Origin of the sequence: Aeromonas sp. S5(2024) (assembly GCF_041403025.1) — a bacterium.
In the GTDB taxonomy this organism is placed as follows: Bacteria; Pseudomonadota; Gammaproteobacteria; order Enterobacterales; family Aeromonadaceae; genus Aeromonas; species Aeromonas hydrophila.
Map to the genome: position 1 here is coordinate 679,985 of NZ_JBGLRI010000001.1, position 12,108 is coordinate 692,092.

Here is a 12,108-nt window from a genome sequence, read left to right on the forward strand (position 1 = left end):
ACAGGGAGCCCGATGCGGCTCCCTGTTTCGTTTCCTCTCAGCCGAAAAATCCAGCTTCTTTCTGAAATTAAAGAAGTTTCTACTGGTCTTACCTGGCTAAATCCCATTGCCCTTTGGTTAACAATCTATTTACATTCAAAGGGTCACCTCATGGTGGTGACGTTGACAACGGCAAGGAGCCAGTTATGACCCATGTCGACATCCCTTTCCTTCGTTACCTCGATGAGGAAGGGCGCCCGGTCGCTACACTACCGACCTGGCTGGACAAGGCGATACTGCACACCTTCTACCGCAACATGGTGATGGTGCGCAGCTATGACAAGAAAGCGATCGCGCTACAGCGAACCGGCAAGCTTGGTACGTTTCCCTCCCACCTGGGCGCCGAGGCGGTCGGGATTGGAGTCGGGCTCGCCATGCAGCCGCAGGATGTCTATGTGCCCTACTACCGGGACATGCCCACTCTCTATGTTCGGGGCGTGCCCATGGAGAAAAACCTGCAGTACTGGGGCGGGGACGAGCGTGGCAGCGTCTTTTACAAGGCGGATGGCGAACTCTCCGAGGACCTGCCCATCTGCGTGCCCATCGCCACCCAGATCACCCATGCCGCCGGCATCGCCGCGGCCTTCAAACTGCGCAATCAACCCAGGGTCGCTGTGGTGACCATCGGCGATGGCGGCACCTCCAAGGGGGATTTCCTGGAGGGGCTCAACTGTGCCGGCGTCTGGCACCTGCCCATGGTGATGATCATCAACAACAACCAGTGGGCCATCTCGGTGCCGCGCAAGCTGCAGTCGAGCGCTCCCACCCTGGCCCAGAAAGGCATAGGGGCCGGTGTGCGCAGCATTCAGGTGGACGGCAACGACGTAGTCGCCGTCTATGAGGCCACCCGCAGCGCCGTCGAGCGCGCCCGCAGCGGCAAGGGACCGACCCTGATCGAGGCGGTCAGCTATCGGCTGGGGGATCACACCACGGCCGACGATGCGACCCGTTATCGGGAAGCGGCCGAAGTGGAAGCCGCCTGGGCCAAGGAGCCGGTCAAGCGGCTGCGTCAGTTCATGTTTGAGCAGGGCTGGTGGGACGAGCAGCAGGAGCAGGCATTGCTGGCCGAGGCGGCCCGCGAGGTCGAGCGCGCCGTGGCCGTGTATGAAAACACGGCGGCGCAGGCCCCGGAAACCCTGCTCGACTACCAGTTTGCCGAGTTGCCAAAGGATTACCGCACGCAGCGCCAGCGCATCATCGCCAAGGGCATGCAGCAGCACAGCGGGGAGGAAGCATGAGTGATATGACGTTGCTCGAGGCCGTCAATCTGGCGTTGCATCACGAGATGGAGCGGGACCCGGACGTGGTGGTGCTCGGCGAGGATGTGGGGGTCAACGGCGGGGTGTTTCGCGCCACCGTGGGCCTGCGCGACAAGTTCGGCTTCAAGCGGGTGATCGACACCCCGCTGGCCGAAGGGCTGATCGCCGGGGTCGCAGTCGGGATGGCGACCCAGGGGCTCAAGCCCGTGGCTGAATTCCAGTTTCAGGGCTTTATCTTCCCGGGCATGGAGCAGATTATCTGTCAGGCGGCGCGGATGCGCAACCGCACCCGGGGCCGCATCACCTGCCCCATCGTCTACCGCTCCCCCTACGGCGCCGGCATTCACTCCCCCGAACACCACAGCGAGAGCGTGGAAGCCCTGTTCGCCCACATTCCCGGGCTGCGGGTGGTGATCCCCTCCAGCCCGAAACGGGCCTATGGCCTGCTGTTGTCGGCCATTCGCGACCCGGATCCCGTGATGTTCTTCGAGCCAGATCGCATCTATCGCTCGATGAAATCCGACGTGGTGGATGACGGCATCGGGTTGCCGCTGGATGTCTGCTTTACCCTGCGTCCCGGCCGTGACCTCACGGTCGTTGCCTGGGGAGCCTGCATCCAGGAGGTGATGCGGGCCGCGAATCTGCTGGCGGAGCAGGACATTCAGTGTGAAGTGCTGGATCTTGCCACCATCAAGCCGCTGGACATGGAGAGCATCCTGGCGTCGGTACGCAAGACCGGCCGCCTGCTGGTGGTGCACGAAGCGTGCGGCAGTTTCGGGGTCGGTGCCGAAATCGTGGCGCGGGTCACCGAGGAGGCGCTGACCTCTCTCAAGGCACCGCCCAGACGGCTCACCGGGGTGGACGCCGCCGTCCCCTATTACCGCAACGAAGAGTATTACCTCATCACCGAGCAGGACATTGCCGATGCGGCTCATCAGCTGATGGAGAACCAGTGGCTATGAAATTTTTCAAATTACCGGATCTGGGTGAAGGCTTGGCCGAAGCCGAGATCGTCGAATGGAAGGTCAGCGCCGGCGATACCGTGAGCGTCGACCAGGTGTTGTTGTCAGTAGAGACGGCCAAGGCGCTGGTGGATGTACCTTCGCCAGTGGCGGGGGTCATCGCCAGGTTGTGTGGTGCCGAGGGGGACATCCTGCACATCGGCGCACCGCTGGTGGAGTTTGAAGGCGGGGAGGATGACGGCACTGTCGTCGGCAAGGTCAATGCCCATCAGCAGCACATCGAGGATCACTTCGTGGTGGGGGCCATCGCCCCCGGCGGTGCCCTGGTGCAGGCCATGCCGGCCGTGCGCCTGCTGGCCCAGAAACTGGGGCTGGATATCGAGCGGCTCAAGGGTAGCGGCAGTGCCGGCATGGTGACCGAACAGGATGTGCAGCAGGCATTCGAGGCCCAGCAGAGCAGTGGCAACGAGTTCCTCAAGGGCTCGCGCCGGGCCATGGCCAAGGCGATGGAGTTGTCCCACAAAACGGTAGTGCCGGTCAGCATCACCGACGAGGTGGACTTGCGTCACTGGCGCCCCGATGAAGACGTCACGGTGCGCCTCATCAAGGCCATCGGCGTGGCTTGTCGGGCCGAACCCTCCATGAATGCCTGGTTTGACGGCGACACCTTGTCAAGGCGGCTGTTCAGAGAGGTCAATGTGGCCATTGCGGTGGATTCCAAGCACGGGCTCTATGTGCCGGTAATGGAAAATGTGGCCGAGCGGGAAGGGGCCGACCTGCGCCAAGGGCTGGATCGAATGATTGCCGACGTGAAGGCGCGCGCGGTGCCGCGCGAGATGTTGCAGGGGGCGACCATCACCCTCACCAACTTCGGCGCCATCGCGGGGCGCTATGCCAGCCCGATCGTGACGCCACCTCAGGTGGCCATCATAGGAGCGGGCAAATTGTTCGAGAAAGTCGTGTTCATCCACGGGGAGGCACGCCCGGTCAGAGCACTGCCGTTGTCGATGACATTCGACCACAGAGCCTGCACCGGCGGTGAGGCGGCACGCTTCCTTAAGGCCTTGGTACAGGCGCTGGAAGCCCCCTCATTGTGACATGTGTGCCCTGCCGTGGCAGGGCACAAATTGTTTGCGTAATCCCCAAAGCCACGTATAATCTAAACCAGCTTGAAAGGGCGATAGTTATGTCAATGAATATGATGTTTTACATCTTTTCCTGTTGTTCATAAGTTAATCCCGTTTTTTGAGCTTTATCCGCTGAAAAGCATAAGTAATTATTTTGAATACAGGTTTAAAGATATGTCTAACATGATCACCGGTACCGTTAAGTTTTTCAACGAAACCAAAGGTTTTGGCTTCATCCAGCAAGAAAACGGCCCGGACGTTTTCGTTCACTTCAGCGCTATCAGCGGTAACGGCTTCCGTACCCTGGCTGAAGGTCAGCGCGTACAGTTCTCTGTGACCCAAGGTCAGAAAGGCCCGCAGGCTGAGAACGTAACTGCTCTGTAATTCTTACAGAATTTAAGAAAGCCGTGGTGCCTCTGGTTCCACGGCTTTTTGTTTATGGACGCTTCACTCTCATCTGTGGGGAGTGATGATGCTACTTCCTACTCTCTCGTTGCCTCCACTATGCTGCCATCTCTTCTGCTCGTCGCCACGCTGATCACCTCTGCCGATGTACAGGGGGAGGATACTGTTGAGGCCGAGGCAAAAGCCGTATGCCAGCAATTTGTCGAGGTGCGCGTGGGCGGCGGCTCCCTGCCCGACGAGATCAAGGCTCAACCATTGCCAAAACGGGTGGGGGAGTGGATGGTCGATGGCAAAGTAAAAGGACCCGAAGGTCCTTTGCTGTTTGCCTGTCTGCTGCGTCAGGGGAAACGCTGGGAGCTGCTCAACTTTTCGCTGTGGGCTCCCAAAGCGATCAAAGCGGTTTGAGTGCGACCAGCAGGTGCTGCAGGTGCTCGACCATGGTCATGCCGAATGGCGTCAGATAGCCACCATCTTCCGCGCTGATGAGCCCCTGCTGATGCAGGCGTGATGCTGCCTGGCAGAGTTCGTCGGACATGTCGCTGCGCAACTTGATCCCCAGGCTCATGTTGGCCGGATCAAAACATGCCAGTATTTTCAAATCGTTTACAAACTCGTTAGAAACCTGGTCGATCCCGATCATGAATGCACTCCTTACGCTAAAGATGTATGCAAACTAGCATTCCCGGATCCACTTTAGTGGGCGCTGGCTCAAACTATTGGGCTTTCTCCTTGCCATGCGTGCTCAGACGCTGCTTTTTTGGTCGTCCTGCCAGTGCTTTTTGGAGGCGTAGTTGAGTCCGCCCCTGCCATGCCAAACATGATAGGATAGGAGCCTCCTTTGTCTTTCTGGCCGAACACTGCGTATCGGCCTTCGGTTCAAGGCGTATTCCATGGTCAAGATCACACTGGTATCACTGCTGCACACACTGGGGACGCGTTTCCCCGTTTATCCCGCCTCCCTGTTGTTGCCCCTGCTCGAGCAGCATCAGGGCGATGTCTGGCTGCCGGCCTGCAAGGGAGCGGATGTCGCCGCCCTGCGTCAGCATGGCAAGGGGGGCGCCGCCCAGACCCTGGCCCCGCTGACGGCGGCCTGGTGTGAGTTTGCCACCGGTGAAGAGGGTGCGACGCCCGAGTTGGATGCGCTGGCCAATTACGACAGCGAGATGATGAACAATTTGCTGATGTATTGGCACAGCCCGGCCAAGATCAACAGCCCGATCACCGACAACCTGTTCGAGTTGCGCCGTGAGGTGGTGGATGAGGCCCATGGCGGCAAGCTGGCCGCCGCCTGGCAAGCGCAACAACAGGCCCGTTTCGAGCAGATCATGGCCGCTGCCCTGGCCGGACGGGAGCAGCTCTGCTTCGTCGAGGTGGAGTCCGCCTACTGGCTGCGCCAGCGTTTCAGCGAGATGGCGGAGATCACTCTGGTGACCCCCGAGCTGGGATGAGATCGCGAAAAATCGGTGACCGATCTCTCATACTGGACAAGGCGCCGGCAAGATGTGAACATGGCGCCCTTTATTGCACAAGAGACTTGACCGATGAGCTATGAACTGAGCGACACCGAGCGCAATGCAGCGCTGCAACTGAACGCGGACTACCGCTTTGATCACTTCATCAGCAAGCTGGTCGAGCACGAAGAGCTGTTCGTTCTGACCGACGAGCACGGCGTCATGATGTTGACCACCGACGATGAAGACTGCATCCCGGTATGGCCGCACCCGGAATACGCCAAGGCGTGGGCCGAAGGGGAGTGGGCTGACTGCAAGCCGCAGTCCATCACCCTCAAGGTGTGGCTGGAGCGCTGGATCGACGGCATGGAGCAGGATGAACTCTGCGTTGCAGTGTTCCCGACCCCGGATCAGGAAGGTATCGTGCTGGAGCCGGCCGACGTGGCCGACGCCATTGCCCAGAAGCAGGCCAAGCGCGGTTAATCGCCTCTGCTTCACGTTGGCAACCCCGGTTGCAAAAAAGACCCCGCCACTGTGCGGGGTCTTTTTGTTGGTGGCCTAGGCCAATCTTGGCAAAGAGGCAGGCTGCACAGGCCCCTATTTCTGCTGATAGGTGGTATCAACCCGGGTGACGGCCGGGAAGGTCTGATCCGCCTTGATGGCGGCCTGGGTCTGCATCTTGGCCTCTTCATCAATCCAGAACAGGCCACCGTAGCTGTAGCCGCTGTTGCTGCCGTCCAGCGGCCAGTAGAGTAACTCGCTCTTGGGCGTAGCCGGCAGCTTGGGCAGTTTTATCCAGCGCCAGGCCCCCTCCCGGGTGTAGGGCACCTGGTAGGCGGGCACAAAGCTGGCCAGCTCATAGAGCCGCTGCTGGATCTGGCGCGACAGCGCCGCTTTTTTGGCGAAGTCGAACTCCTTGTCGTACTGCTCCACCAGGGCCGTGATGGTGTCGTCATCGATGTTCATGATGTTGTTGGTCTGCGGTTTGTTGGCATTGATCTTGTGGAAGAACTCCCAATAGGCGGGATAACGGCTGCCTGACCAGGCCATCCAGGCGCTCTGGTGTTTTTTCTCCAGCATCGACTTGAAGCCGGCCGAGGCATCCATCAGGTTGAGCTCGAGGTTGAGCCCCGCCTTCTTGGCCTCTTCGCGCAGCAGGGTGAGGCGCTGGGCGTGCTCCGCCGTGGTGTAGGTGATGGCCAGGGTCAGCGGCTGGCCCTGGCTGTTTTGCAGGGTGCCGTCGGGGCCGGGTTTGGTGAAACCGGCCTTGGCGAAGTAGTGGCGCGCCAGCTCGGGATCAAACGGGCGGGCCTTGAGATCCGTGTTGGTGAACTCCCCCTGGCCGGAGCCGTAGCTGTTGAGGCGCTGGTAATCCCCCCGCAGCAGGGTGGTGAGCATCTTGTCGAGATTGAGGGCGTGCTGGATGCCGAGCCGCACATCGAGATTGCTCAGCAGCGGATCGGCGGTGTTGAGATAGAGCCCCGTTGGGGGCTGGGGGGTCTGGTTGTAGAACCAGAGTCGCTCGATATAGCCCTTGGCGAACTCCGGCGTTTTGCTCTTGTCGTGCCACCAGTTTGGCATCACCAGCGGGAAGGTATCGAGCTCGCCGCGCAGGAAGTGCTGCCAGGCGATGTTCTGATCCCTGAGCACCTTGAGCTCGATCCTGTCCGGGTTGAAACGGTGCTGGAAGTAGCGCTCGTCATTGCCCCACCAATCCTTGACCCGCTCGAAGGTGACCGACTTGCCCTTCTTCACCTCGCCAAGCTGATAGGGGCCGGTCACCGGCAGCAGCTTCCAGTTGTACACCTTGACCCAGTCTGCGGTGATCTTGATGGCGTGGCTGGGGGCCGGGCTGAAGGGCAGGGATTCCAGCAGATCCTGGCGACTCTTGGCCGTGCCGCTGGAGATGGCCAGGGTGTGGTCATCAAACTTGGTCACCTCGCTTATCTGGGTGCTGTAGTAGTTGTTGTACCAAGGGTCATTGATCTCCTTGCTGCGCAGCAGCTTGAGGGTGAACAGCCAGTCATCGGCGGTGACCGGTTGGCCGTCCGACCAGCGTGCCTTGGGATTGATGCGCAGATAGAGGGTCTTGTGGTCAGGCCCGAAGGCCCATTCGTTGGCCTGCATCGGCATGGGATTGCCGGTGACGGGATGGGTGCTCAGGAGCGGCAGGTTGGTCTCCCGCATATAGCCGGCGAAGCCGCCGTTGGAGTCCGGGCCGTACACCCGCAGGGTCAGCGGAAAACTGGTCATGAAGCCGCGAAAGGTACCGCCCCGCTTGGCGGCCGGATCCGCGAAAGCCGGATCCGCGTTGTTGCGCTCCCACGTCAGATCGGTCGGCAGGGTGGCGCTCCAGCCGTAGTGGCTCAGACAGAGGGTCAGGGCAATGGCAGTGGTGCGCAGAAGGCGCGGGATGATGCGGGGGCTGGTGGTGAAGGTCGATGGCATGTCCTTGCTCTCCTGATGGCTGCGTCCTGCAGGCCACTTGCTGGTGGCTCCAGCCCCGATGGGGGCTGGCTCATCATGGAAAGTTTCCCCGCCCTGGTCAATGGCGGCGGGCAAATAAGGGTCAGGTGGTCTGCGGCTTGAACCAGCGCAGCCGGCCGCCCAGCAGATGCACCACGAATCCCAGCAGCACCAGGGCCGAGCCCAGCCACTGCAAGGGGGTGGGGTGCTCATCCAGCAGCAGGGCCGCTGCCACCATGCCGACGCAGGGCACCAGCAGGGAGAGAGGGGCCACCTGCGCCACCGGGTAGCGCATCAGCAGCCGTCCCCACAGGCCGTAGCCGAGCCAGGTGGCGACAAAGGAGAGATAGAGCACGCACAGGAACCCCTGCCAGCTGATGTTGAGCAGGCTGCTGGCCATCAGCTCGGGCCCCTCGAACAACCAGGAAAGCGCGAAGAAGGGAAGGATGGGCACCAGTCCGCCCCAAGCGATAAGGCTGGGCAGCGTGGTCTGGTAGCGCAGCCCGATCTGGCGATTGATGACGTTGCCAAGCCCCCAGCAGGCGGCCGCGCAGAGGGTCAGAACGAAGCCGAGCAGGGTCAGGTTGCCTTCGCCATGGGTGGCGATGAGATAGAGGCCGGCCCCCGCCAGCGGCAGGGCCACCCAGTGGTGGGATTGCCAGCGCTCACCCAGCCAGATCATGGCGAACAGCAGGGTGAACACCACCTGGGATTGCAGCACCAGCGAGGCCATGCCCGCCGGCATGCCGAACTTCATGGCGCAGAACAGAAAGGAGAACTGGCCCAGACTGATGGCTCCGCCATAGGCCAGCAACCAGCGCCACGGCATGGCGGGTCTGGGGACCAGCAAGATGGCGGGAAAGACCACCCCGACGAAGCGCAGCGCCCCCAGCAGCAGCGGGGGAATGCCCTCCAGCCCCCACTTGATGGCGACGAAGTTGAGCCCCCAGCAGAGGATGACCAGAGCGGCCAGAAACTTGTCCTTGGTGTGCATGCGGCGTCCTTCGGTGTGTGGCCTCTGGCAGGAGAGGCCAAAAGAGGACGAGCATACCCCAGCCTCGGTGGGCGCCGTCAAGCCGCCAGGCGGGGGAGCAACCCGGCAACGGGGGGCAAGGTGCGATTCAGGCGGCGACGCAGTGCACTGTGATGCCGCGTGCGGCCAGGGTGGCCCGCATGGGGGCGGGCAGGGCATCGTCGGTGACCAGCACGCCGATCTGGCCTGGCGTGCCGAGCGGGCTCGGGTGGATGGCGCCGAACTTGCTGCTGTCGGTGATGACCACATTGGTCACCCCCTTGGCCAGCACGCTGTTGACCACGTCGGCCCGCATCATGTCGCGGCCGGTGAAACCCATCTCGGGATGAAAACCGTCAACCCCGATGAAGGCCTTGGAGAAGTGCACCTGCTCGATGCACAGCCGGGTCAGCGGCCCCACCACGCTCTCGCTCTGATGCTGGAACAGGCCGCCGAGCAGCACCACCTGGGCCTGGGTGTCGCGCAGCAGGTGGGCGATGTAGCTGCTGATGGTGATGATGGTGACCCGCTTGTGCAGGGCCAGATGGCGGGCCAGCAGGGCGTTGGCGCTGCCCCCCTCGATAAAGACCGTCTCGCCATCCTCCACCAGCTGGGCGGCTCGCTCGGCGAGGCGCTCCTTGAGCAGGTAATTGATGTTCATCCGGGCGTCGGGATCGTCGCTCTCCAGCGCCATGGCCGAGCCGTGCACCCGCTTGAGCAGCCCCTGTTTTTCGAGCGCGGTCAGGTCGTTGCGCACCGTCACCTCCGAGACCCCGGTACGTTGGGAGAGCTCGCTCACGCTCATCTTGCGGGCCTGATGGACCAGGGTGAGGATCAGTTGGTGGCGTGGGTTCATGGGGCCTCGCTGGCTGGCAGTGGATAGCGGCAAGCCACCGCGCGGGTGGCTTGCCGGTCATAATGGGGCACAGCTGCCCCTGGTGGGGCCCGTCAGAGACTGTGCTCGGTGCGGGCGATGATATCATCTTGCGCATCGGGGGATAAGGCGGTGAAGAAGGCCGAATAGCCCGCCACCCGCACCACCAGATCCCGATACTGGTCGGGATGGGCCTTGGCGGCCAGCAGTGTTTCCCGCGAGACGATGTTGTACTGCACGTGCCACCCCTTGTGTACCTCGAAGAAGGTGCGCAGCAGGCTCATCAGCTTGGCCTTGTCCCGCTCGTTTTCAAGGCTGGCCGGGCTCAGCTTCTGGTTGAGCAGCACGCCGCCGAGAATGGCCGCCGTGGGCAGCTTGCCGAGCGAGTTGAACACCGCCGTGGGGCCTAGGCGATCCGACCCCGACGCTGGGCTGGCCCCTTCCGCCAGCGGGGTGCGGGCGTGGCGGCCATCCGGGGTGGCCATGGTGGCCGCCCCAAACGGCACGTTGGCCGAGATGGAGGAGGTGCCCGCATAGTAGGTGCCGCCGATGGGGCCACGACCGAAGCGGGTGTTGTGCAGCCCCTTGAGCTCGTCGATGTAGCTCTGGTAGGCCTGCACCAGCAGCAGGTCGACCTCGTCCAGATCGTTGCCATATTTGGGGGCTGCGTGGGTGAGGCGCTGGCGCAGCTGTTCGCCCTCGAGCCCGGCAAAATCCTGCTCGAGCGCTTCGGCCAGCTCGCGCTGATCCACCGTTCCCTGCTCGAACACCAGTTTCTTCAGCGCCGCCAGGCTGTTGCCCAGGTTGGCGATCCCCACCTGCAGGCCGGAGACCCAGTCATAGACGGCGCCCCCCTGCTTGATGGTCTTGCCGCGCTCGATGCAGTCATCCACCAGGGCGCTGCAGAGGATGTCGTGGGCCTGGGCCTCCAGCACGCTGTCGACCACGCAGTCGATCTCGATGGATTTGCGGGTGAAGTAGCGCACCTGCTCGTCCCAGCGGGCCATCACCTCGTCGAAGTGGCCGAACGAGCCTTGCCGCAGTGACTGGGGCTGGGGCAGGAAGACCTTGCCGGTGGTGGCATCGCGGCCGCCATCGAGCGCCGCCAGCAGGATGCGGGCGAAGTTGATGAAGCTCATGCCGGTGCAGCGATAGCCCCATTTGCCGGGTACCGCGGTCTCGATGCAGCCGATGGCGGCGTAGTGGTGGGCATCCTCCTCGCTCACCCCGAGCTTGATGAACTCGGGGATCACCACCTCGTCGTTGTTGAAGGCGGGCATGCCGAAGCCGCAGCGGATCACCTGGATGCAGGCGTCGAGGAAATCCTCGCTCATGCCGGCGTGGTAGCGCACCGAGAGGTTGGGCTGGGTGGAGCGCAACTGGCCGCAGGACTCCAGAATCGCGTAGGAGAGGCCGTTGACCGCGTCATGGGCCTTGCCATCCCGCCAGTTCTGGCCGCCGATGGTGACGTTCTGATAGAGCGGGCTGCCGGCGGAGGCCTTGGAGTGGGTGCCGGAACGGATCTTGTTTACCTCCAGCAGCTTGAGCCAGCACCCTTGCAGCAGCTCGATGGCACGTGTGCGCGGCAGGGATTCCGACAATTCCACCTCGCGGCGATACCAGGGGTAGAGGTACTGGTCCATCCGGCCAAACGACACCGAGTGGCCGTTGGACTCGATCTGCAGGATGAGCTGGATGAAGTAGCAGAGCTGCAGCGCCTGCCAGAAGGTCTCGGGAGGCCGGTGGGCGATGTGGGCACAGTTGAGGGCGATGGTCTCAAGCTCGCAGCGGCGCTCTGGGCGAGGCTCCTGCAGCGCCAGCTCTCGGGCCAGCGCGGCGTAACGCTCGATGTGCTGGCTGACGGCATCGAAGGTGATGGCGACGGCCTGCAGGAACTGCTCGCGCTGCAGATCGGCCCAGTCAGCCAGATCGAGCCGGCCGCGCCGCTCGGCCACCTTGGCCTTGAGGCCGTCGAGACCGAGGGCAAGCAGCTGCTCGTAGTTGACCGCGAGGTGGGCATCCCCCGAGGTCATGTTGCCCTCAGCCTTGATGATGCCGCTCTCCAGCAGCCCCTTCTGCTCGTCGGTAAAGAGGCCGTAGCAGCGATCCTGCACCGTCTGGCCGCGCCAGAAGGGGGTGAGGGCGTGGATGGCCAGCTTGTCTGCCTCGCTCACCGCAAAGCCGGCGCCGGGGCGATCCGCCAGCTCGTCGATCTCCTTCTCGATCCAGCCCACCGTGTATTCGGGAAAGAGCGGCGCCGCCCGCACCTGGCTCGCCTGGTTGCCGACGATGAGCTCGTCGTGCTTGATCCAGATGGTGCGCTCCTTGAGGTGGTGGGCCAGCGCCAGGGCGCGGCGCACCGGCAGCGGCCGGGCCAGATGGGCCTGATAGGCCTCGGTGTAGTGACGGGCGCGCTCGGTGCAGACCGGCGGTTGGACGATGTGGATCAGGCTCTCCTTGTGGGCACGGATCCGCGGGGGCAAGGTGGTGAGGTCGAGCTGGGTCATGGTCTT

At 62.7% G+C, this 12,108-nt stretch carries 12 protein-coding genes; 7 read left to right on the plus strand and 5 right to left on the minus strand.

The window, feature by feature from the left end:
* The first annotated feature begins 185 nt into the window (after positions 1–185).
* The 5 genes from pdhA to ACB032_RS03085 all read left to right on the plus strand — a co-directional run bounded on the left by pdhA (position 186) and on the right by ACB032_RS03085 (position 4,197).
* Entirely contained in the window at positions 186–1,277 is a 1,092-nt protein-coding gene (gene pdhA / locus ACB032_RS03065; protein ID WP_017410400.1) for a pyruvate dehydrogenase (acetyl-transferring) E1 component subunit alpha, read from the plus strand.
* Positions 1,274–2,260: an alpha-ketoacid dehydrogenase subunit beta gene (locus ACB032_RS03070; RefSeq protein WP_005302805.1), complete on the plus strand. Its 987-nt coding sequence runs from the start codon at positions 1,274–1,276 to the stop codon at positions 2,258–2,260. Before pdhA ends, ACB032_RS03070 begins: the two co-directional genes overlap by 4 nt.
* Positions 2,257–3,357, plus strand: a complete 1,101-nt coding sequence (locus ACB032_RS03075) for a dihydrolipoamide acetyltransferase family protein (protein ID WP_024944814.1) — start codon at positions 2,257–2,259, stop codon at positions 3,355–3,357. Before ACB032_RS03070 ends, ACB032_RS03075 begins: the two co-directional genes overlap by 4 nt.
* A gap of 204 nt (positions 3,358–3,561) precedes the next feature.
* The gene (locus ACB032_RS03080) at positions 3,562–3,771 is read left to right on the plus strand and encodes a cold-shock protein (RefSeq protein ID WP_005331438.1); all 210 of its coding nucleotides are present in this window, start codon (positions 3,562–3,564) and stop codon (positions 3,769–3,771) included.
* 120 nt (positions 3,772–3,891) lie between these two features.
* Positions 3,892–4,197, plus strand: a complete 306-nt coding sequence (locus tag ACB032_RS03085) for a hypothetical protein (protein ID WP_371137389.1) — start codon at positions 3,892–3,894, stop codon at positions 4,195–4,197.
* Here ACB032_RS03085 and ACB032_RS03090 read toward each other — a convergent pair.
* Positions 4,184–4,432: a TIGR02647 family protein gene (locus tag ACB032_RS03090; RefSeq protein WP_011706664.1), complete on the minus strand. Its 249-nt coding sequence runs from the start codon at positions 4,430–4,432 to the stop codon at positions 4,184–4,186. The two genes, ACB032_RS03085 and ACB032_RS03090, sit on opposite strands and share 14 nt — an antisense overlap.
* A gap of 250 nt (positions 4,433–4,682) precedes the next feature.
* Between ACB032_RS03090 and ACB032_RS03095 the strand changes: the two genes are divergently transcribed.
* Both ACB032_RS03095 and ACB032_RS03100 read left to right on the plus strand, forming a co-directional pair.
* Positions 4,683–5,240, plus strand: coding sequence for a hypothetical protein (locus tag ACB032_RS03095; RefSeq protein WP_371137326.1), 558 nt, complete (start codon positions 4,683–4,685; stop codon positions 5,238–5,240).
* 93 nt (positions 5,241–5,333) lie between these two features.
* Complete coding sequence (locus tag ACB032_RS03100; protein WP_005302792.1) at positions 5,334–5,726, plus strand: DUF2750 domain-containing protein; 393 nt, start codon at positions 5,334–5,336, stop codon at positions 5,724–5,726.
* Positions 5,727–5,840: 114 nt separating this feature from the next.
* On the opposite strand, the gene ACB032_RS03105 is transcribed toward ACB032_RS03100, so the two are convergent.
* The 4 genes from ACB032_RS03105 to ACB032_RS03120 all read right to left on the minus strand — a co-directional run bounded on the left by ACB032_RS03105 (position 5,841) and on the right by ACB032_RS03120 (position 12,102).
* Positions 5,841–7,691 (minus strand): extracellular solute-binding protein, encoded by a 1,851-nt coding sequence (locus tag ACB032_RS03105; protein WP_371137327.1) that lies wholly within the window; start codon positions 7,689–7,691, stop codon positions 5,841–5,843.
* A 121-nt stretch (positions 7,692–7,812) separates the two neighbouring features.
* On the minus strand, positions 7,813–8,703 hold the full coding sequence (locus ACB032_RS03110) for an EamA family transporter (protein WP_118880848.1): 891 nt from the start codon (positions 8,701–8,703) through the stop codon (positions 7,813–7,815).
* Positions 8,704–8,830: 127 nt separating this feature from the next.
* Positions 8,831–9,577, minus strand: coding sequence for a DNA-binding transcriptional regulator YciT (locus ACB032_RS03115; RefSeq protein WP_011706659.1), 747 nt, complete (start codon positions 9,575–9,577; stop codon positions 8,831–8,833).
* A gap of 92 nt (positions 9,578–9,669) precedes the next feature.
* Positions 9,670–12,102: a formate C-acetyltransferase/glycerol dehydratase family glycyl radical enzyme gene (locus tag ACB032_RS03120; protein ID WP_371137328.1), complete on the minus strand. Its 2,433-nt coding sequence runs from the start codon at positions 12,100–12,102 to the stop codon at positions 9,670–9,672.
* Positions 12,103–12,108: the final 6 nt, after the last annotated feature.